The 20,169-nt window shown below is 74.7% G+C and carries 18 protein-coding genes; 8 read left to right on the top strand and 10 right to left on the bottom strand.

The annotated features are described in order from the left end of the window. Window positions 1-49 precede the first annotated feature (49 nt). Window positions 50-928 (top strand): SDR family oxidoreductase, encoded by an 879-nt coding sequence (locus tag ACZ7LE_RS25290; RefSeq protein WP_470405978.1) that lies wholly within the window; start codon window positions 50-52, stop codon window positions 926-928. A 52-nt stretch (window positions 929-980) separates the two neighbouring features. Here the strand turns inward: ACZ7LE_RS25290 and ACZ7LE_RS25285 are convergent, their stop codons facing one another. Further along, the gene (locus ACZ7LE_RS25285; RefSeq protein WP_470405977.1) at window positions 981-1,814 is read right to left on the bottom strand and encodes an alpha/beta fold hydrolase; all 834 of its coding nucleotides are present in this window, start codon (window positions 1,812-1,814) and stop codon (window positions 981-983) included. 121 nt (window positions 1,815-1,935) lie between these two features. Next, a complete protein-coding gene (locus ACZ7LE_RS25280; protein WP_470405976.1) occupies window positions 1,936-2,751 on the bottom strand; it encodes an MBL fold metallo-hydrolase in 816 nt (271 codons plus the stop codon). A gap of 65 nt (window positions 2,752-2,816) precedes the next feature. Here ACZ7LE_RS25280 and ACZ7LE_RS25275 point away from each other — a divergent pair, with 65 nt between their 5' ends. Next, window positions 2,817-3,389, top strand: coding sequence for a TetR/AcrR family transcriptional regulator (locus ACZ7LE_RS25275; RefSeq protein WP_470405975.1), 573 nt, complete (start codon window positions 2,817-2,819; stop codon window positions 3,387-3,389). A 7-nt stretch (window positions 3,390-3,396) separates the two neighbouring features. Here ACZ7LE_RS25275 and ACZ7LE_RS25270 read toward each other — a convergent pair whose 3' ends face one another. The 4 genes from ACZ7LE_RS25270 to ACZ7LE_RS25255 form a co-directional block, all read right to left on the bottom strand. Further along, window positions 3,397-3,753, bottom strand: coding sequence for a VOC family protein (locus ACZ7LE_RS25270; RefSeq protein ID WP_470405974.1), 357 nt, complete (start codon window positions 3,751-3,753; stop codon window positions 3,397-3,399). A 60-nt stretch (window positions 3,754-3,813) separates the two neighbouring features. After that, entirely contained in the window at window positions 3,814-4,839 is a 1,026-nt protein-coding gene (locus ACZ7LE_RS25265) for a S1C family serine protease (RefSeq protein ID WP_470405973.1), read from the bottom strand. A 162-nt stretch (window positions 4,840-5,001) separates the two neighbouring features. Next, window positions 5,002-5,796, bottom strand: a complete 795-nt coding sequence (gene cuyB / locus ACZ7LE_RS25260) for a cysteate racemase (RefSeq protein WP_470405972.1) — start codon at window positions 5,794-5,796, stop codon at window positions 5,002-5,004. Then, window positions 5,789-7,027, bottom strand: coding sequence for a carboxylate--amine ligase (locus ACZ7LE_RS25255; RefSeq protein ID WP_470405971.1), 1,239 nt, complete (start codon window positions 7,025-7,027; stop codon window positions 5,789-5,791). The genes cuyB and ACZ7LE_RS25255 overlap by 8 nt, the downstream gene beginning before the upstream one ends. A 250-nt stretch (window positions 7,028-7,277) precedes the next feature. Here ACZ7LE_RS25255 and ACZ7LE_RS25250 point away from each other — a divergent pair, with 250 nt between their 5' ends. Together ACZ7LE_RS25250 and ACZ7LE_RS25245 are read left to right on the top strand one after the other, a co-directional pair. After that, on the top strand, window positions 7,278-7,847 hold the full coding sequence (locus tag ACZ7LE_RS25250) for a SigE family RNA polymerase sigma factor (RefSeq protein WP_470405970.1): 570 nt from the start codon (window positions 7,278-7,280) through the stop codon (window positions 7,845-7,847). 5 nt (window positions 7,848-7,852) lie between these two features. After that, window positions 7,853-8,761 carry a hypothetical protein gene (locus tag ACZ7LE_RS25245; protein WP_470405969.1) on the top strand — a complete coding sequence of 303 codons (909 nt, stop codon included), beginning with the start codon at window positions 7,853-7,855 and terminating at the stop codon, window positions 8,759-8,761. Between the two features lie 23 nt (window positions 8,762-8,784). Here the strand turns inward: ACZ7LE_RS25245 and ACZ7LE_RS25240 are convergent, their stop codons facing one another. Together ACZ7LE_RS25240 and ACZ7LE_RS25235 are read right to left on the bottom strand one after the other, a co-directional pair. Next, entirely contained in the window at window positions 8,785-9,195 is a 411-nt protein-coding gene (locus ACZ7LE_RS25240; protein ID WP_470405968.1) for a barstar family protein, read from the bottom strand. Between the two features lie 86 nt (window positions 9,196-9,281). Next, the gene (locus tag ACZ7LE_RS25235; protein WP_470405967.1) at window positions 9,282-9,710 is read right to left on the bottom strand and encodes a ribonuclease domain-containing protein; all 429 of its coding nucleotides are present in this window, start codon (window positions 9,708-9,710) and stop codon (window positions 9,282-9,284) included. A 232-nt stretch (window positions 9,711-9,942) separates the two neighbouring features. Here ACZ7LE_RS25235 and ppdK point away from each other — a divergent pair, with 232 nt between their 5' ends. Next, on the top strand, window positions 9,943-12,672 hold the full coding sequence (gene ppdK, locus ACZ7LE_RS25230; RefSeq protein ID WP_470405966.1) for a pyruvate, phosphate dikinase: 2,730 nt from the start codon (window positions 9,943-9,945) through the stop codon (window positions 12,670-12,672). Between the two features lie 25 nt (window positions 12,673-12,697). Here the strand turns inward: ppdK and ACZ7LE_RS25225 are convergent, their stop codons facing one another. After that, window positions 12,698-13,642, bottom strand: coding sequence for an Acg family FMN-binding oxidoreductase (locus ACZ7LE_RS25225; RefSeq protein WP_470405965.1), 945 nt, complete (start codon window positions 13,640-13,642; stop codon window positions 12,698-12,700). 129 nt (window positions 13,643-13,771) lie between these two features. Here ACZ7LE_RS25225 and ACZ7LE_RS25220 point away from each other — a divergent pair, with 129 nt between their 5' ends. After that, complete coding sequence (locus ACZ7LE_RS25220) at window positions 13,772-16,177, top strand: glycoside hydrolase family 65 protein (protein ID WP_470405964.1); 2,406 nt, start codon at window positions 13,772-13,774, stop codon at window positions 16,175-16,177. On the opposite strand, the gene ACZ7LE_RS25215 is transcribed toward ACZ7LE_RS25220, so the two are convergent. Further along, complete coding sequence (locus ACZ7LE_RS25215) at window positions 16,164-16,829, bottom strand: PIG-L deacetylase family protein (protein WP_470405963.1); 666 nt, start codon at window positions 16,827-16,829, stop codon at window positions 16,164-16,166. The two genes, ACZ7LE_RS25220 and ACZ7LE_RS25215, sit on opposite strands and share 14 nt — an antisense overlap. Before the next feature lie 164 nt (window positions 16,830-16,993). On the opposite strand from ACZ7LE_RS25215, the gene ACZ7LE_RS25210 reads away from it, so the two are divergent. Together ACZ7LE_RS25210 and ACZ7LE_RS25205 are read left to right on the top strand one after the other, a co-directional pair. Continuing rightward, window positions 16,994-18,868, top strand: a complete 1,875-nt coding sequence (locus ACZ7LE_RS25210) for a heavy metal translocating P-type ATPase (RefSeq protein ID WP_470405962.1) — start codon at window positions 16,994-16,996, stop codon at window positions 18,866-18,868. Continuing rightward, window positions 18,865-20,151 carry a wax ester/triacylglycerol synthase domain-containing protein gene (locus tag ACZ7LE_RS25205; protein WP_470405961.1) on the top strand — a complete coding sequence of 429 codons (1,287 nt, stop codon included), beginning with the start codon at window positions 18,865-18,867 and terminating at the stop codon, window positions 20,149-20,151. The genes ACZ7LE_RS25210 and ACZ7LE_RS25205 overlap by 4 nt, the downstream gene beginning before the upstream one ends. The last annotated feature ends 18 nt before the right edge of the window (window positions 20,152-20,169 follow it).

The raw sequence follows: 20,169 nt of genomic DNA, 5'->3' as shown, positions 1-20,169 counted from the left end.
CTAGTGTAGAAATGCACTAGTGCATCAATTCGAGATCGAGGAGGGGCCCATGTCGCAGCACGCCGGCCGGACCTGCGTGGTGACCGGCGCCGACTCCGGGATCGGCGCCGCCGTCGCGGACCGGCTCGACCGGGAGGGTGCGCGGGTGCTGCGGTGCGGCCTCGCCGACACCGCCGACGTCCGCGCCGACCTGACCACCGCGGGCGGGCGGGATGCCGCCGTCGCGCGGGTCCGGGAGCTGGCCCCGTGCGGGATCGACGGGGTGGCGCTCGTCGCGGGCAGCGCGGACGCGCGTGTCGCCGTCGGCCTCAACTACTTCGGGACCGTCGGGCTGCTCGCCGCCCTGCGCGGCGACCTGGCGCGCCGGACCGCTCCCCGGGCCGTCGTCGTCAGCTCGGCCTCCTCGCTCTCCGCCGGTGAGGGCGATCTCGTCGAGGCGTGCCTCGCCGGCGACGAGGCCCGCGCCCTGGCGGTCGCGGACCGGATGGCCGCACGTGGTCGCGGGGGCGTCGTCTACCGGTCGACCAAGATCGCCCTTAACCGGTGGCTGCGCCGCACCGCCGTCACCGAGGAGTGGGCTGGTGCGGGCATCCCGCTGAACGCCGTCGCCCCGGGTGTCGTCGATACCGGCACCGCGCGGCGCACCCTGCTCGCCGACGCCGCGAGCGTGCGCGTGCTCCAGGACGCCCTGCCGCAGCCCCTCGGGATGCCCGGCCCGGTCGAGCCGGTCGCCGCGGCGATCGCCTGGCTCCTGGCGCCGGACGCCGCGTTCGTGACCGGGCAGGTGCTCTTCGTCGACGGCGGGGCGGAGGCCACGCTCCGTGGTGAGGCGCCGTTCGCGTCCGGCGTCCGCTACGGGCCGCTGCGGATGGCGCGCATGATCGCGTGGACGGTCGTGGGCCGTCTGCGTCCCCGTCGAGCGTCGTGAACAGCGCGCCGGGCGCCCAGGTCGGTGACCTGGACGCCCGGCGGTCGGTGCGTCAGCGGGTCGCGCGGGCCGCGTTCTCGATGACCTTCGCCGTCTCGGCCGGGTGCGAGACGTACCCGGCGTGCGAGGCGTTGATCGTGGTGGTGTGCGCGTGCATGCGCTGTGCGAAGAAGCGTTGTGCCACGGGGGACAGGGCGTGGTCCTGGGCCGAGATCTGGTACCAGCTCGGGATCGTCTTCCAGGCCGGCTCGCCCGACGGCTCCTCGAGGACCGCGACGTTGGCGGGGCGCTGCGTCGCGGCCAGGAGGCGGGCCTGCTGTGCGGGCAGGTCCTGGGCGAAGACCTCGCGGAAGTCGGCCGGGTCGATGGTCGCGTCGACGCCGCCCGGGAACGGGCGCAGCACGAGTGCCTCGGGCTCCAGCTGGCTGCCGGGGTACTGGGTCGGGTCGTTGAACTGGCCGACGGTCTCGTCCTTGTCGGGTGCGTGTCCAGCGATGTAGACGAGGGCGTCCACATTGTCGGCGCCGGTGGCGGCATTCGTGATGACGCCGCCGCCGTAGGAGTGGCCCACCAGCACGACGTCGCCGTCGATCGAGTCGACGACGCTGCGCACGTACGCCGAGTCCGACGCGAGCCCGCGGAGCGGGTTGGCGACGGCGAGCACGGGGTAGCCGTCGCGCTGCAGCCGGTCGATCACGCCGCCGAAGCCGCTCGCGTCGGCGAAGGCGCCGTGCACGAGGACGACGGTGGGCTTGGTCGTGTCGCGGTCGGGGCGGTGGCCGCTGTCGGCCTGGGCCGCGCCGGCCCCGACGCCGAGGGCGAGTGCCGCGCTGACCGCGACGCCGACGACTGCGCCGAGGCGGCGCGTGGAGGTCCTGAACTTCATGGGAGTGCCTCTCGTGCTTGTCTAGGTAGACTGACTAGTCACTCCACCGTACGTCCGATGAGCCCGACATGCAAACAGCCCGGGTCCGATCCGGGGCGGACCAGGCCGTGCGCGCCGCGTCCTACGAGCCCAGCAGCGGGATGTCCGCGTACGCCCGCGCGTCGTGCGCGGGCACGATCCGCACGTCCGGCGGGAGGGCTGCCACCCGGGTCAGGTCCTGGCGGACACGCGCCGCGTCGCTGTCGGCGAGCAGCCGCATCAGGAGCGGCCGTTGCGCGCCGCGCTCGATCCCGTCGAGCTGCCAGGCGAGGTCGCCGACGAAGGCGAACCGCCGGTCCGGGCCCGCGGTGACGAGGACCGCGACCGAGCCCGTGGTGTGGCCGGGTGCCGGCACGATCACGACGGAGCCGTCCCCGTGCAGGTCGTGGCTGGCCGGGAAGCCCCGGTGGGGCGGGCCGTCGAAGGCGTACACCCGCAGGTCGTGGCCGGGTGTGACCCGGCTGAACACCCGGTCGCCCCGGCTGCCGGCCGCGTAGCGGAGCTCCTCGGCGGTCACGAGGACCGGCACGTCGAGCGAGTCCAGGCCGCTGACGTGGTCCCAGTGCGAGTGGGTCAGGAGCACGCCGAGCAGCCGGCCCCGGTCGTAGCCGGCGGCGTCGAGCTGCTCGCTCGCCGTCGCGCCGAGGCGGTGCGGCGAGCGCCGGAACGCGGGCAGCGAGCGGATGTGCTCCTCGGCGTGCGCGCCGAACCCGGCGTCGATCAGGGCGTCGCCCCTCGGGTGCCGGACGAGCACGCACGTGGCGGCGAACTGCCGGCGGTCCCGGAAGCGGCCGCCCCGGAAGGCCAGGGCGGCCGGGGTCTCGTAGGTGCCGGTGGGGAGCTGGAAGACCTCGATCTCCGCGGGGAACTCCGTGGACGGGATGGCTTTGTTGGTCATAGATGCCAGTATTGGACGATGTGTTCAACAGTGTCAACGCAGTCCAGTACTCGTAGGATCGCGCCATGACGAGCGAGACCGCAGCCCTGGACCCGCGCATCGCCCGCACGCGGCGCGACGTCGTCGCCGCGACCAGCGCGCTCCTGCTCGACGAGGGCTGGGACGCCGTCACGCACGCCGCGGTGGCCCGGCGTGCCGGGTACTCCAAGGCGACCGTCTACACGCACTGGCCCACCCGGCTCGACCTGATCAGCGCGTCGATCGAGCAGATCTGCGACGAGGCCGACCACCCGGCGGCCACCGGAGACCTGCGGGCCGACCTGCGCGCCGGCCTGGCGGACTTCGCCGACGACCTCACGCACGGACACCTCGACCGTCTGCTGGCGGGCGTCGTCGAGCGTGCGCACGACAGCGAGGTCGTCGGCCGGCTGCGCACGCGGCTGTACGAGACGGGGACCAGCGGGCTGCGTGCCGTCCTCGAGTCCCACGTCGCGCAGCGCGACGTCGAACCCGCGCTCGCGCTCCTGACGGGAGCGGTGCTCGTGCTCGTCACGTTCGAGGGCCGGCCGGTGGGCACCGCGGCGCTCGACGATCTCATCGACCGGGTGCTGGCCTCCACGACACCACGGGCGGGCTAAGGCCGGCTCACCCCGGGCTGCCGCCGAACCCGATCTCGTTGCCCTCGGGGTCGCGGTAGACCACCTTGCGGACGTCGCCGTAGACCTCGGTGTCGCTCGGCTCGATGCCGCGGGCGGAGATCGCTGCGACGCGGGCGTCGAGGTCGTTCACGTACAGCGTGTGCGTCGCGTTGCCGGCGCGCTCCGGGCGCTGTTCGAGCACGATCCAGCGATGGGGTGCCACCTCCCACACCGCCTCGGTCGGTGTCGCCTTGAACGACGGCGGGGCGCCGAGCAGCGTCTCCCACCAGGGGTAGGTGGCCGCGTAGCTGTCCACGCAGCTCGCCGCGAAGAGTTCGTCACCGTCGGAGAGGAATTCGCTCATGCACGGGTGGACGGCCCGTCCCGGCGAAACTGATCGGTGCCGGGTCGCGGGCGACGTGACTCAGTGCAGGGTCACCGTCACCTGGCGCGTCTGCCCGTCGCGCAGGACCTCCACCGCCACCTCGTCGCCGTCGGCGGCATGGACGACGACCCGTGCGAGCGTCGCGTCGGTCGGAGCAGCCTGGCCGGCCAGGCGCGTGATCAGGTCGCCCACCCTCAGGCCGGCCGCCTGTGCGGCCCCGCCGTCCGTCACGGCGGTGACGACGAGGCCCGGCGGCACGCCGAACCGCGCGGCGGCGGACGGCGGGAGCGCGGAGACGGTCATCGCGAAGGACGGGTGCGCGACCCGGCCGTGCTCGATCAGCTCGTCGGTGATCGCCCGGACCGTGCCCACGGGCACCGCGAACCCGATCCCGACGCTGCCGCCCACCGGCTGTCCCGCGCTGTCGGGCACGGTCGAGATCGCGGTGTTCACCCCGACCAGGCGCCCGTCGCAGTCGACCAGCGCGCCGCCGGAGTTGCCGGGGTTGATCGAGGCGTCCGTCTGGATCGCCCCGGTCAGGACGGTGGTGCCGCCCTCGCCGGTGGGCACCGTCACCGAGCGGCCGGTCGCGCTGACGATCCCCGCCGTCACCGTGCTGGACAGGCCGAGCGGCGCACCGAGGGCGACGACCGGCTCGCCGATCGCGACGTCGTCCGAGCCGGCGAGCTCGATGGCGGGCAGCGCGCGCTCGTGCTCGACGGCCAGCACGGCGAGGTCGGTCTGCGGGTCCCGTCCCACGAGCTCGGCGGGCAGGCGCTCGCCGTCGGCCAGGATCACCTCGATCCGGCCGTCGGGGACGGCCGGCGTGATGACGTGGTCGTTGGTGACGACGGCGCCGTCCGCGGTGAGGATCGCGCCGCTGCCCGTGCCGGACTCCGCGCCCGTCGCGCTGATCGTGACGATCGTCGGCAGCACGCGCGGGGCGACCTCGGCCACGTCGCAGCCACCCACCGGCTCGGACGCGTCCGGGCCCGCCGCGAGCCGGGCGCCGAGCACGCCTCCGGCCAGGCCCAGCGCCAGGACCGCGAGGGCGGCCCCGGTCACCAGGGCCGGGCCCCGCCAACGTCGGCGCCGGTGTTCGGGGGACGGCTGCGCGCACATCGTTCCTCCCGGGGATGGTCGCGCACGGACGTGCGGTGCCGGGCGCAGGAGCGTCTTCAGGCTCGCACGGGAACGGCCCGGCGGCGACGGCACGGCGGCCCGTCGTCAGCCGGCCGGGCGCAACCGCCGTCCCGCCCGCAGCACCGTCGCACGGGCCAGCTCGTCGAGGGCGTCCACGAGCACGACCTCGGGCAGGCGCTCCGCGGGAGTCGCCTCCGCCGCGACCGACAGCTCGGTGCACCCGAGCACGATCGCGCCGGCGCCGCGCGACCGCAGGTCGCCCACCACGCCCGCCAGCGCGGTCAGGTCGCCGCCGCGGCCCGCCTTGACGCCGTCGTAGATCAGCGAGGTCACGGCCGCCTGGCCGGCGACGTCCGGCACGAGGGTCTTGACGCCGTGGGCGCTGAACGCATCCAGGTAGACGCCCGACTCGATCGTCCCCTCGGTCGCCAGCAGGCCGACGGCCTCCGGCCGCGACCCGCTGAAGCGACCGGTCCAGGCGCCGCACACGGCGGACACCGTCGCGTCCACCGCGGTCAGCAGCGGGGCCGACGTCGCCGCGGCGACCGCGCCGGCGAAGGCGTGCGCCGTGTTGCACGGCAGCACGAGGAGGTCGGCCCCGAGCCCGGCCAGGCGCCGCGCGTCGGCGGCGAGCACCGGCCCGGGGTCGTCGGCGGAGCGCCCCAGCACGAACGCCGTCCGGTCCGGGACGGTCGCGTGCTGGAGCACCACCATGTCGACGTGGTCCTGGTCGCGTGCCGCGTCGGTCAGCCGCACGACGCGCTCCATGAACAGGACCGTCGCGAGCGGCCCGACCCCGCCGAGCACGCCGACCAGCGTCCCCGCGGTGCCGGCGCCGGGTCTGCCGTCGTCGGGCGACGGTCCGCCGTCGTCAGGCAACGTCGCGCTCCCCGGACGGGACGGGCTCCTCGGGCCGTCCGTTCGCCTCGCCCGGCTCCGGCGCGGGGTGGTACTGCGAGAACTTGCGCACCTGGTTCAGCTCGGCGAGACGCACCCAGGCGTCGCGGCGGGGCGACCGGTCCCGGCCGTACTTGAGCGGGTGCACCGTGCGGGCGCGGCGCACCTCGGCGCGCACCTGCTTGTCCTGCACGTACCGGTCCAGGAGGAAGCCCGGGACGATCCGGTACAGCACCTCCAGCGGCTCGGCGGCCGGCGGCCAGAACCCGGTCAGGTGGTCGCCCATCCAGTAGGCGGCAGGGTTCAGGCCGCTCGCCGTCAGGTAGTAGTTGGACCGCCCCGTGCGCGGGTTCAGCTCGAAGAAGTGGCCGACGCCGGTCCGCGGGTCCACCTTCACGTCGAAGTTGGCGAACCCCGTCCAGCCCAGGTGCTCCACCAGCCGGCGGGCGTCCGCCTCGACCTGGGGGAGCGGCCCGGTGAGGATCGCCGCGGGGTTGCCCAGCGTCCCGGGCGTGTGCTCCTCGAGCAGCACCCGGCCGCCCCACGCCATCCGCACCGCGCCCGTGCGGTCGGAGTAGGTGGTCATGATCCGCATCTGCGAGTCGTCGCCGGGCACGTACTCCTGGATGATCATCGGCCGCCGGTAGCCCGCCTCCCCGGCCGCCGTCAGCAGCGCGGCCAGCTCCTCGCGGTCCTGCACCAGGTGCACCTTCGCCTTGCCGTGGAACGACACCTGGTGCCACGCCGTGTTGTCGCCTGGCTTGGCGATCAGCGGGTAGCGCAGGTCGAGGTCGCCGACCGGCTCCCCGCCGTCGCGCACCTCGGTGCGGGGGTGCGGCACCCCGACCTCCTGGCACAGCTCGGAGAACCGCCGCTTGTCCATCACCCGGTCGAGCAGGTCGACCGACGGGTAGGGCACGATCGCCACGTCCTCCAGGCGCTCGCGGTGCTCCGCGAGCGCCCGCACGTACCAGTCCACGCAGGTCAGCACGATGACCGGGCCCGGCCCGGCGGCGGCGATCCGACGGATCAGCTCGACCAGGACGTCGGGTTCGTCGAGGCGCGGTTCGACGACGTTGCGGATGATGCCGGAGTGCGCGACGTTCGGCGTCGGGCGGATGGACACGACGGTCGACCGGACCCCGTAGCCCTCGTGGAAGGCACGGGCAAGGCTGTACGCGCCGGCGTCGCCACCGAGGATGACTGGGTGCACCGCTTTGTTCCTCATGCCACCTCACACGTCCGGGGCGCGGGAAACGTTGTGTCACAGAGGGGGTGAAGTGGAAAAAGCGGGCACCCGTCCGGCTCCGTCGCGGCTCCCCGCATCTCCTGGAAACTGGACAGAACCGCACCTGACCCTGCCTGCGTCTATGGTGCATGACGCCAACCATGCGGGGTCCACGACGCCGCGACGCAGTACCGACACCGGACGCTGACCGCTCCTGCCGGGGACGGTGGAGCGGATGAGCGGGACCACCGTGGGCACCGTCCGCGGGACGGTCACCACGGACGTCCGGGTCGTCCGGAGCGATACAGACCCCGTCGCGCAGTTCACGGTCTTCGCCCACGCCAAGACCCCGGCGCTGTACCGGATCGCGTACATGCTGTGCGGTGACGAGCACCGCGCGAAGGACCTGGTGCAGGTCGCTCTCGAGCGCACCTTCCGGGTCTGGAAGAAGGTGGGAGAGGGCGACCCGTTCGCCTACGCGCGCCGTGTGCTGGCGACGGCCCGCATCGACACCTGGCGCCGTACCCGACGCGAGGTGCTCACCGACGATCCCGCGAGCAGCGTGCGCAGCCCGGACGTGCTGGTTTTCGAGGGGGAGGTGGTGGACCGTGACCGCCTGGTCCGGGCGCTGATGCAGCTCACCGTGAAGCAGCGGCGCGTGGTGGTGCTCCGGTTCATGCTCGACCGCTCGGTGACGGAGACGGCCGCCGAGCTCGGCATCTCCGAGGGCACCGTCAAGTCCAGCGCTGCCTACGCCTTGAGACGCCTGCGCACCGTGCTGGTGCCCAACGGGGGAGAACGATGATGACCATGCACGACACCCACCCCGCGCAGGACGCGGCCCTCGCGGCCGGCATCCGCACGGCGGGATCCATGATCGAGACGCCGGACGACCTCGACCCGGCGCTGCTGGTGACGACCGCCGTGCGGAACGTGCGGCGCCGCAGGGTGGTCACGGCGGCGGGGGCCTGCGTCGCGGCGCTGGTGCTCGCCGGCGCGGGTCTCGGTGTGCTCGGCGCGGCCGGCGACCACCGCGGTGACCTGCTGCCGGGCAGCGACCGGGCGTCGGCCGACCCGACCCCGTCGGCCGGTCCGTCCATCGACCCGTCGGACGGTGCGCAGGCCGGTCGGGACCCGAGCAGCCGGCCGGTCGGTGGCATCGAGTACCCCGTGCTCGAACCGCTCGACCACGTGGTGCCGGCGGGCTGGAAGCAGGTGGAGCTCAACGGTCTGTCGTTCGCCGTGCCGGAGTCCTGGACCTCCGAGGCTACGGAAGGGCAGTTCACGCCCGGCGTCGAGTGGACGGGCCCGACGGTGACGCACGTGAACGGGGGCGTGGATCCCGAGGATCTCGAGGACCTCTACGCGCGGTTGCCGGCGGCGCCCGACCTCACCGCGGAGGAGCTCGAGGCGGCGACGAAGGAGCACCCGGAGTACGAGCGGGTGTACGTGCAGGGCGGCAAGCCGGGCGGGAACTGGTGGGCGCAGACGGACCCCGCGCCGTGGTCCCAGATGATCACCGTCCCCGGTGCGGACTACGCCGAGGTCCAGCCGTCGGTCCTGACCCTGGACGGCGAGCCGGAGAGGTACGACGCCCAGATCTACCTCCACCAGAGCGACCGGGGCGAGAACCTCTTCCTCGTGGTCGAGTTCGACGGCACCGAGCAGGGCTGGCAGGACCTGCACGCCTTCCTGGGCACCCTGGACTTCCGGCGGTGACCCGCCTCAGGCGCTGACCCGCCTCAGACCAGCTCCAGCAGGATCCCGTCCGCCGACTCCCGGCCACCGGGTCCGTGGTCGCGGACGATGGCGACGATCTCGTCGAACAGCGTCGGACCCTCGCCGCGGCGTGCGGCGTCGAGCCGCGCGGTGAAGGCCGCGCGGTTCGACGGGTCGACGCCGGGCAGGATCCGTTCCAGCCGCCGGGCCGTCTCCGGGTGGCCGAGCGCCGCGCGGGAGGTCTCCGAGCTGGTCCACCGCAGGGTCCAGCCGTTCGCCGGGGTCCCGTAGCCGCCGCGGAGCACGTCGTCGAGGGCGTCGAGGTTTCCGCGCCAGGTGTACCCGCTCAGCAGCCGGGAGAACTCGCGGGCGAAGCCGTCGAGGTCGCCGAACCGCGTTCCGTCGACGACGAGCACGGGGAGGTCACGAGTCATGGTTCGAGGCTATCCGTCCCGCTCGGGCCGGGCCCGTGCGCGGCGTCCGGCCCGGAGCTGGGCCGGACACCGCGCACGGGACCGGGTCACATCCGGTAGAAGTCGCCGTAGTGGTTGGGCGAGAAGTAGGTCACCCCGGTAGTGCGGTCCAGGATGAGCCGGTAGGACTGCCGCGCGGCGCCGCACGCCCGCGGCGTCACGTCGAACTCGAGGTAGGAGTGGCCGGCGGGGAGCTGACCCTCGCGGTTCTGGTGCGTGCCACCCGCATAGTTGCACTGGCCGTTCGGCCAGCTGACCCAGCCTCGGGTGCTCGGGTAGCCCTTGGAGCTCCAGATCGACTTCGAGGAGTACGCCTCCGCGCAGCCGCTGTGCGTGCAGGAGCCGTAGACGGTCGCGTTCGCCGCCGGGGCGACGGTGACGCCGCCGGCGACGAGGCTGACCATGGCGGACAGGACGACGAGCATTCTGATCAGGCTGGACACTGTGCTGGTCTTGGTGCTGGTCTGCTCGGACACGCTGATCTCCCTCTCGGTGGGGGAACTGGTCGGGGGGAATCCTCGCCCACCCGGCCGACGCGGACCCGACGACGCACCGACCGGTGGGTGAATTTTTCCTTTCTGTCCCGTCCGGCGGAGACTCCGGGCCGTTCGTCCCTGGTGCGGCAGACGGCGTACGAGGGACGCTGACCGGGTAGACGCGCCCGCACACGGAGCGCGGGTGCACCGAGCGCCTGCCCACGGAGCCGTCATGACCACCCACACCAACAGCCGCGCCGGAGCCGCCACCCAGAACGCGTCCGCGCGGGCGCCGGGCGCGCGGTACGTCTACGACCTGTCCGAGGGAGACGCCGGGATGCGCGCGCTGCTCGGCGGCAAGGGCGCCGGCGTCGCGGAGATGCGGCGCATCGGCCTGCCCGTCCCGGACGGCTTCACCGTCACCACGGCGGCGTGCGTCGCCGCGATGGAGGACGACGGCGCCTGGCCCGGTGGACTGTGGGACGAGATCCGGACGCACCTGGCGGACCTGGAGCGCCGCACGGGACGGGTCCTCGGGGCGGCCGAGCGGCCGCTGCTGGTGTCGGTGCGGTCGGGGGCGGTGGTCTCGATGCCGGGGATGATGGACACGGTCCTCAACCTGGGCATGTCGGACCAGGCGGCCCGCGGCCTGGCCGCCGAGTCGGACGACCCGCGCTTCGCCTGGGACACCTACCGCCGGTTCGTGCAGATGTACGGCACGGTGGTCGAGGGCGTGCCGGGGCAGGCCTTCGAGGACGAGCTGACGGCCCTGAAGGAGCGCCGGGGGGTGCGGCGGGACGCCGAGCTGACCGCGGACGACCTGCGGGAGCTGGTGACGACGTTCCGCGGCGTCGTCCGCCGGAGCGCGGGCCGCGACCTGCCGACCGAGCCGCACGAGCAGCTCCGCCGGGCGGTGGACGCCGTCTTCGGGTCCTGGAACAGCCCGCGGGCGCGCGTGTACCGCGAGCTGAACGAGATCCCGGACGACCTCGGCACCGCCGTGAACGTGATGCAGATGGTGTTCGGCAACAAGGGCGACACCTCCGCGACCGGCGTGTGCTTCACGCGCAACCCCGCCACGGGCGCCCGGGAGCGGTACGGCGAGTTCCTCCTGGACGCCCAGGGGGAGGACGTGGTCGCGGGCATCCGCACCCCGCTGCGCCTCCCGGAGCTGGAGTCGGTGCTGCCCGGGGTGTACACGCAGCTCCTGGACACGATGGACCGCCTGGAGCAGCACTACCAGGACATGCAGGACATCGAGTTCACGATCGACGACGGCACGCTGTACCTGCTCCAGGTGCGCACCGGCAAGCGCACCGCGGCGGCGGCCCTCAAGGTGGCGCGCGACCTGGTCGCCGAGGGCGCGATCGACCGGAGGACCGCGCTGCGGCGGATCGACCCCGCCCAGCTCGACCAGCTCCTGCACCCGACGCTCGATCCCGACCAGGCCCCGGCACCGCTCACGCACGGCCTCAACGCGTCCCCGGGTGCCGCGGTGGGCGCCCTCGTGTTCGACGCCGACACCGCGGCCGCGCGCGGCGGGGCCGGCGACGACGTCGTGCTCGTGCGGTGGGAGACGACACCCGACGACATCCACGGCGTCGCCGCCGCCCAGGGCGTGCTCACCGCGCACGGCGGCATGACGTCGCACGCCGCGGTGGTCGCCCGCGGCATGGGCAAACCCTGCGTGGCCGGCGCGGGCGAGCTGCGCATCGACGTCGCGGCCCGCACGGTCTCGATCGGCGACACCGTGCTCACCGAGGCGGACACCATCACCCTGGACGGCACCACGGGTGACGTCTACCCGGGCGCGCTCCCGCTCGTGCCCCCGCAGGTCACCGACGACTTCTCCACCGTGCTCGGCTGGGCCGACGACGTGCGGCGCCTCGGCGTGCGCGCCAACGCCGACACCGGGGAGGACGCCGCCCGGGCCCGCGAGCTGGGCGCCGAGGGCGTGGGCCTGTGCCGCACCGAGCACATGTTCCTGGCCGCGGACCGCCTCCCCGTGGTGCGCCGCATGATCATGGCGGACGACGCCGCCGAGCGGCAGGCCGCGCTCGACGAGCTGCTGCCCGTGCAGCAGGCCGACTTCGAGCAGATCTTCACGGCGATGACGGGCCTGCCCGTCGCCGTCCGGCTCATCGACCCGCCGCTGCACGAGTTCCTCCCCGACCTGGTCGAGCAGTCCCTCCTGGTGCAGCGCCTGGAGACGGACGGTGCTGAGGCGGACGGCGCACCCGACGAGCTGGAACGGGCCCGCGCCCTCCTGGCCCACGTGCGGCGCCTGTCCGAGGCCAACCCCATGCTCGGCACCCGGGGCGTGCGCCTGTCGCTGCTGTACCCCGAGATCGGCGTCATGCAGACCCGCGCGATCCTCCGGGCGGCGCTCGCGGTGCGGGGGCGGGGCCTGGACCCGCGCGTGGAGATCATGGTGCCCCTGGTCGGGTACGCCGAGGAGCTGCGGCGGATGCGCGAGATCGTCGTCGCCACCGCGGACGAGGAGCTCGCCGCCGCCGGTGCGGCGGACCTGGACTACCGCGTCGGTACGATGATCGAGCTGCCCCGCGCCGCCCTCACCGCGGGCGAGATCGCCGAGCACGCCGACTTCTTCTCGTTCGGCACCAACGACCTGACGCAGACGACGGTGGGCATCTCGCGCGACGACGCCGAGGGCTCGTTCCTCGCCGCCTACCTGGAGGCGGGCGTCGTGCGGACCAACCCGTTCGCCTCGCTGGACGCCGACGGCGTGGGCGAGCTCGTCCGGATCGGCGTCGAGCGGGGGCGGCGGGCCCGGCCCGGGCTGGAGACAGGCGTGTGCGGCGAGCACGGCGGCGACCCGGCGTCGATCGCCCTGCTCGACGAGCTCGGCGTCGACTACGTGTCCTGCTCGCCCTACCGCGTGCCGGTCGCCCGGCTGGCCGCCGCGCAGGCGCGGCTCGACGGCGCGCCGGGCGAGGAGTGACGCCGGCCCGGGGCCCGGGCGCCGCCTACGGCGCCGCCGTCAGCGGGCGGCGCGGCGCGTGCTCCGGCCACGGGATGTTGCCGAGCCGCAGGAGCATCTGCGGGTGGCCGCCGAGGGCGAGGGCGTGGCGCAGGTCGTGGCGGGTCGTCGGGTTCTCCAGCACGGTGGTGGCGAACGACGCGTGCACGAAGTACGTCGCCGCGACCAGCAGCGCGCGCTCCAGGGCCTGACCGGCCGTGACCCAGTCCCGGGGGGTGTCGCCCGGCGTGCTCAGGACGGCGAGCGTCGAGTCGCGCTCGAACGGCTCCCGGCCCACGCTCTCGTGGAGCCGGCGGGCCGGTGCGTCGGCGTTGCTCGGCGCCCGCCCGAGGTACGGCGTCGGGATGCCGTCGTCGCGCCCCGGCGCGGTGCGGGTCCAGGCCGCCTCCTCGTCGCGGCCGGCCATGTCCTCGGCGGCGAGCGCCTCGGCCCGCCGCACGAGCTCCAGCACCTTCTGCCGGTCGGGGTCCGTGGGCTGGATCGTGCGCAGCCCTGCCCCCTCGCGGTCGGCGGCCCGCTGGACGGCGATCAACACGTCGGAGCGGACAGGGTGGTCGTCGAAGGGGACGCGCGCCGTCACGCGGTGCCCGATCGCGACGGACAGCTCGAGCTCGTCCTCGCCCGGATCCTCGCCCGGCTCCAGCACGAGCTCGGCGACGAGCAGCTCGTCGTCCGGGTCCGGGAGCACCGTGACCACCGCGTCCAGCGACTCGCGCCGGGCGGCCGCCCGGGCGTTGAACAGGAAGGCGCCGCAGCTGATCAGCATCTCCCGGCCCTGCGGGTCGGCGTGCCGCAGCTGTCGCGACCGGTCGGCGCGGACCCGGACCACGCCGTCCGCGACCTCCACCTGCCACGGCTGGGTGTTCAGGACGCTCGGGGCGTCTCCGGCCGCGCTCAGAATTCTCTCCAGCCGGGTGTCGACGACGTCCATGGCCGGTCTCCTCTCGCTCTCTCCGCCCAGCCCACCACCGGGGCGGTGCGGCCGGAAGGGAAGGTGGTCCCGTCTTCACCTGGCCTTGGTCCCTCGTGGTCAGGCTCGGGGCGCGGCACCGTGGTGACCGTGGGAGACGCAGCGGAACCCAGCATCCTGTCGTACGAGGGCTTCGACCCCGCCGCCGAGGGTCTGCGCGAGGCACTGTGCACCCTGGGCAACGGGTACGTCGCCACGCGCGGCGCCGCCCCGGAGTCGACGGCGGACGGCGTGCACTACCCGGGCACGTACGTCGCGGGGTGCTACGACCGTCTGACGTCGGTGGTGGCGGGCCGCGAGGTGGAGAACGAGGACCTGGTCAACACGCCGAACTGGCTGCCGCTGCGGTTCCGCACCCCCGGGCAGGACTGGTTCACCCTCGACGGCGGACAGGTGCTGGACCACCGGCAGGACCTGGACACCCGGCGCGGGGTGCTGACCCGGCACACCCGGTTCCTCGATCCGGAGGGCCGCGTGCTGGCCGTCACCCAGCGCCGGCTCGTCTCCATGCACGACCCGCACGTGGCCGCGCTGGAGACCACCTTCCTCGCGGAGAACTGGTCCGGGCCGATCGAGGTGTGGGCGGGGCTCGACGGCCGGGTCGTCAACGCCGGCGTGGCGCGCTACCGGGACCTCGACGGGCGGCACCTGGTCCCCGTCGCGGAGGGGTACGACGAGCGCGAGGGCGTCGTCTGGCTGCAGGTGCGCACCGCGTCGTCGCAGATCCGTGTCGCCCAGGCGGCGCGGCTGGTGGTCGACGGCGGTGCCGGGCCGGCCGCCGCCGCCGAGCGCACGCCGGGCTGGTCGGCCGTCCGGGTCCGGCCGGACCTGGTGCGGGGCGTGCCGCTGACGGTCGAGAAGCGCGTCGCGCTGTACACGTCGCAGGACCGGGCGATCTCCGAGTCGCTGGCCGCGGCGCGAGAGCACGCCGCCCGTCTCCCGTCCTTCGCGGACCTCCTCGCCGACCACGTCGCCGTGTGGGACCGGCTGTGGCGCACGAGCGCGATCGTCGTCCCCGGTGAGCCCCAGCAGGCCTTGGACCTGTACGTCTTCCACCTGCTCCAGACCCTGTCCGAGCACACCGCGCACCTCGACGTCGGCATGCCGGCCCGCGGGCTGCACGGCGAGGCCTACCGCGGCCACGTCTTCTGGGACGAGCTGTTCGTGTTCCCGTTCCTGCTCCTGAGCTTCCCGCGCGTGGCCCGGTCGCTGCTCATGTACCGCTGGCGCCGGCTGCCCCGGGCGCGGCGAGCGGCCGCGGACGCCGGCTACCGGGGCGCGATGTACCCGTGGCAGAGCGGCAGCGACGGCCGCGACGAGACGCAGCGGGTGCACCTCAACCCGGCGTCCGGCCGGTGGGTCGAGGACCACTCGCACCTGCAGCGGCACGTGGGCATCGCGGTGGCGCACAACGTCTGGCAGTACTACCAGGCCACCGGCGACATCGCGTTCCTGCACGGCCACGGCGCCGAGATGCTCGTGGAGATCGCCCGGTTCTGGTGCAGCCTGGTCACGTACGACGCCGCCACGGACCGGTACGACCTGCGCGGCGTCATGGGACCGGACGAGTACCACGACGCCTACCCGGGTGCCGACCGCCCCGGGATCGACAACAACGCGTACACCAACGTCATGGTCACCCGGCTGCTGCGGTACACGCTGGACGCCCTGGCGCTGCTGCCCGACCGCGAGCGCGCCGCCCTGCGCGAGCGTCTCGCGCTGGGCGACGACGAGACGGACCTCTTCGAGCGGGTCGCCCGCCGCATGCGGGTGCTGTTCCACGGCGACGGGGTGATCAGCCAGTTCGAGGGGTACGACCAGCTCGCGGAGCTCGACTGGCCCGCCTACCGGGCCCGCTACCCGTCCGTCCGGCGGCTGGACCGGATCCTGGAGGCCGAGGGCGACGCGGTCAACCGCTACCAGGCGTCCAAGCAGGCGGACGTGCTGATGCTGGTCTTCCTCCTGGGCGAGCGCGGGCTGGTCGACGCGCTCGCGGCGCTCGGCTACCCGTTCGACCGCGCGGCGCTGGACCGCACCGTGGACCACTACCTGGCGCGGACCAGCCACGGGTCCACGCTGAGCGCGGTGGTGCACGCCTGGGTGCTGGCCAGCCGGGACCCGGGGGCCTCGTGGCGCTTCTTCCGCGAGGCCCTCGACAGCGACCTCGCCGACGTCCAGGGCGGCACCACCGCGGAAGGCGTGCACCTGGGCGCGATGGCCGGTGCCGTCGACCTGGTCCGGCGCTGCTACACCGGCCTGGACCTCACCGACGGCGTGCTCCGGCTCGCACCCCGGCTGCCTCCCGAGCTGGCCGAGCTGAAGTTCCGGCTGCGCTACCGCGACCACGCAGGGATCGAGGTGCGGTGCGCCGACGACGCCGTCCGCATCGGCCTGTCGCGCTCGCGGCAGCCGCCGATCACCGTGGCCGTCGACGGCGAGCAGCGGGTGCTGGCGCCGGGGGAGACCTGGCGGGTGAGCCGGGTCAGAGCACCGTGAGGTAGTCGTGCGGCTCGTCGGTCCCGGTCCGGGCGGCGCACGGATCGTCCGCCCGGGGCGTGTCGAGGCAGGCGATGGCGGCACGCTGCCTGGCGCGGTCGCAGTTCACCGCGAGCACGTTCGCGGGCGGGTCGGCCGACTCCCAGGTGCGCGGCACCCAGGCGTAGAGCGGGCAGCGCAGCCGCGCCGCCACGCGGCGGGCCGCCCGCATGGCGCGTACCAGGTCCGGGTGGCTGCCCGGGGCGCTCGCATCGATCGTCAGCACCCCGTCCACGGGGCCGGCGACCGACCGCAGCTCGGCGGCGAGCACCTCCGGCGGGTTCCACTGGAGCTGCGCCGCGCGGTGCTCGAGCAGCGTCGCCTCCCGGGCGCCGAGCAGACCCGCGGCGCGCAGCAGCTCGGCCGCGCGGACGGGACGGCGCCCGCCCTCCGCGGAGGCACACTGGTCGTGGGTCAGGCAGATCACCTGCACGGCCGTACCGGCGTCGGCGAACGCGGCGATGACGCCGCCGAGCGTCACCGTGGCGTCGAACGGGTGCGCGCACACCACCAGCAGCCGCCGCGTCTCCGGCAGGAAGGTGCGCTGCCCGGGCGGTTCGGCGGCGGGCTGCGCGGCGTGCGGCGTGATGTCGACGACGACCTCGGGTCCCATGGCTGTCCTCCTCGGTGCGGTCCGGACTACCGCTGCAGGTGCACCTGGCGGCGTCCATCCCAGCCTCCCGCCGCGCCGGGCCGTCAGGCCAGGGACCAACGGCCCTCCCCGCCGGGACGGAAGCCCGGGGGGCGGCCTCCGCGGTTCCGGGAAAGACTGCGGGCATGCGGGCGTTGCGAGCGTTCACGCGCTACCCGGCGATCACGGCGACCGCCGTGGTGCTCGCGGCAGTGCTCGTCCTCCTGACCGACGGCGAGCCCGTCGCGGCCCGGTGGGTCGCGACGGCCTGGGTGGCCGGGTTCGTCGTATGGACCCTCGTCGGCATGGTGCGCGACGTGCTGCGGGGGCACGTCGGGCTCGACATCCTCGCCGTGGTGGCCATGGTCGCGACGCTCGCCGTCCAGGAGTACGTCGCGTCCCTCGTCATCGTGCTGATGCTCGCGGGCGGCGAGGCGCTCGAGGACTTCGCCGCCCGGCGGGCGCGGCGGGACCTGACCGCCCTCCTGGACCGGTCGCCGCGCACCGCGCACGTGATCGACGACCCGCGCTCCGCGGGCTTCGACGGCGTGCGGGACACGGCGGTCGACGACGTCGCGGTGGGCGACGTCCTCCTGGTCCGTCCGGGTGAGATCGTGCCGGTCGACGGTGTGCTGCTCGACGGCGGGGGCACGTTCGACGAGTCGTCGCTGACCGGGGAGAGCCTCCCGGTGGGCCGGGAGGCCGGCGACGAGGTGCTGTCGGGCGCCGTGAACGGGACCCGTGCCGTGCGACTGCGGGCGGCGCGGCGCAGCGCGGACAGCCAGTACCAGCAGATCGTCGCCCTGGTCGAGGAGGCGCAGGAGTCCCGCGCCCCGGTCGTGCGGCTCGCCGACCGGTTCGCCGTGCCGTTCACCGCCGTCTCGCTGGTGCTCGCGGGCACGGCCTGGGCGCTCTCGGGAGACTCCACGCGCTTCGCCGAGGTGCTCGTGCTGGCCACTCCCTGCCCGCTGCTCATCGCGGCGCCGGTGGCGTTCCTCAGCGGGCTGTCCCGGGCCGCGAAGCTCGGCGTCATCATGAAGGGCGGCACCGTGGTCGAGCAGCTCGCGCGCCTGCGGTCCGCCGCGTTCGACAAGACGGGGACGCTCACCCAGGGCCGGCCCGACCTCGTCGCGGCGCGGCCCGCCGCAGGTTTCGCCGCCGACGAGCTGCTCCTGCTCGCCGCCTCCGCCGAGCAGTACTCGTCGCACGTCTTCGCCGACAGCGTCCGCCGGGCCGCCGCCGCGCGCGGCCTCGACCTGCTCGCGGCCGACGACGCCGAGGAGGTCGCCACGAACGGCGTGGTCGCCACGGTCAAGGGGCGCCGGGTCGTTGTCGGCAAGCCGGGCTACGTGCGCTCCGTCGCGCCGGACACCGTCGTCGCGGACCTCGGCCCCGGCCAGGCCGCGGCGTACGTCGCGGTCGACGGGCGGTTCGCCGGGACCGTCGTCCTCGCGGACGACCCCCGGCCCGAGTCCGCCGCCGTGGTGTCCTGGCTGCGGGCGAACGGCGTCGCGCACGTCACGATGCTGACCGGGGACGCGCGGCCCACGGCGGTGTCGGTCGCGCGGCAGGTCGGTATCGACGACGTGCGGGCCGAGCTCCTCCCCGGCGAGAAGGTGCTGCTCGCGGCCGGGCTGACGCCGCGACCGCTGATGATGGTCGGTGACGGCGTGAACGACGCGCCCGTGCTGGCGGCGTCCGACGTCGGGGTCGCGATGGGCGCGCGGGGCGCGACCGCCGCCGGGGACGCCGCCGACGTGGTGCTGCTCGTCGACTCGCTCGACGGGCTCGTGGCCGCGGTGTCCGTCGGCCGGCACACCCTGCGCACGGCCCTTGCGGCCATCTGGCTCGGCATCGGCCTGAGCCTGGCCCTCATGGTCGTGGCGATGACCGGTGTCATCCCCGCCGTGACCGGCGCGCTCGTCCAGGAGCTCGTCGACCTGGCCACGATCCTGTACGCGCTGCGCGCGCTCGGCGGGCCGCCCACGGGCCTCGCGCCCCGGGCGGTGGACGACGGGTGACCGGGGAGGCGAGGACCCTGGCAGAGCGCCTGACGTCGGCGGACGCCTTCAACGTCGTGCTGGACGCGCGGGACCACGTCAACGCGTTCCTGATGGCGGGCGTGCTCGCCCGCGGCGGGTGCGTCGGGCCGGACGGCGAGGTCGATCTCGACGCGCTGCGCGGCGCGATCGCCGAGCGGGTCCCCGCGGTGCCCCGGCTCGCCCAGCGGGTGCGGCGCGCCGGACGCGCGCTCGTGTGGGAGCCGGTGCCCCTCGACCTGGCGGCCCACGTGCGGCGCGTCGCCGCGGTCGACGGCCGGAGCGGGTTCGAGGCCCTGTGCGCGCGGCTCGTCGTCACCCCGCTCCCGCTCGACCGCCCGCTCTGGGAGCTGCTGGTCGTCCCGGGCGTCGCCCCGGCGCGCGCCGGGCTCGTGCTCCGCGTGCACCACGCGATGGCCGACGGGATCGCGGCGGTCCGGCTCGCGCAGGCCCTGATGGATCCCGTGGCGCCGGACCCGACGACTGACCCGGCGGATCTCGGGGGCGGGCCGGTGGAGACGAGCGCGGCGCGCGGGTGGCGCGTCCGGGTGCGTGCGTTCGCCTCCGGGGTCGGGCGGACGACGGCGATGTTCCGGCGCGCGGTGCTGCCCACCGTGCTGCTCGGACGGGTCGGCCGACGCCGGGCGGTGGCGTTCGTCGACGTCGACCTCGACCGTCTTGCCGCAGGTGCCCGGACGGCGGGGGCGACCGTGAACGACGCCCTGCTCGTCGCGGCCGCCGCGGCCGCGCGGGCGGCGCTGCTCGCGCGCGGGGAGGAGCCACCGGACGTCCTGCCCGCGAGCGTGCCGGTCGCGCTGCCGTACCGCGGGCGGTCGGGCAACGCCGTCGGCGTGATGCTGGTGCCGCTGCCCACCGACGAGGCGGACCTCGCCCGCCGCCTGCGCCGTGTCGCCGGGTTGACCCGCGCCGCCAAGGACGACGCGCGTTCGCGCGGCACGTACGAGCTGACGCGCACGCGCGTCGGCGCCTGGCTCTTCGGCCGGCTCGCGCGCCGGCAGCGGCTCGTCGTCCTGTTCGTGACGAACGTGCGCGGCCCCCGGCGTCCGCTCGCGCTGGCGGGCGCGCCGGTCGAGCGGATCTGGCCCGTCGCCGCGCTCGGCGGCAACGTGCGCCTGGGCGTCGCGGCGATCTCCTACGACGGCGTGCTGCGCTGCGCCGTACACTGCGACGCGGACGCGCTCCCGGCCGCCGACCTCGCCCGGACCCTCGGGGAGGAGCTGGCGGGGATCGCCGCGCTCGGCTGACGTGCCTGGTTCACCGAT

Source organism: Promicromonospora sp. NPDC110617 (assembly GCF_055598465.1).
The sequence above is the reverse complement of the archived record's forward strand: the minus strand, read 5'-3'. Positions and strand labels throughout refer to the sequence as shown.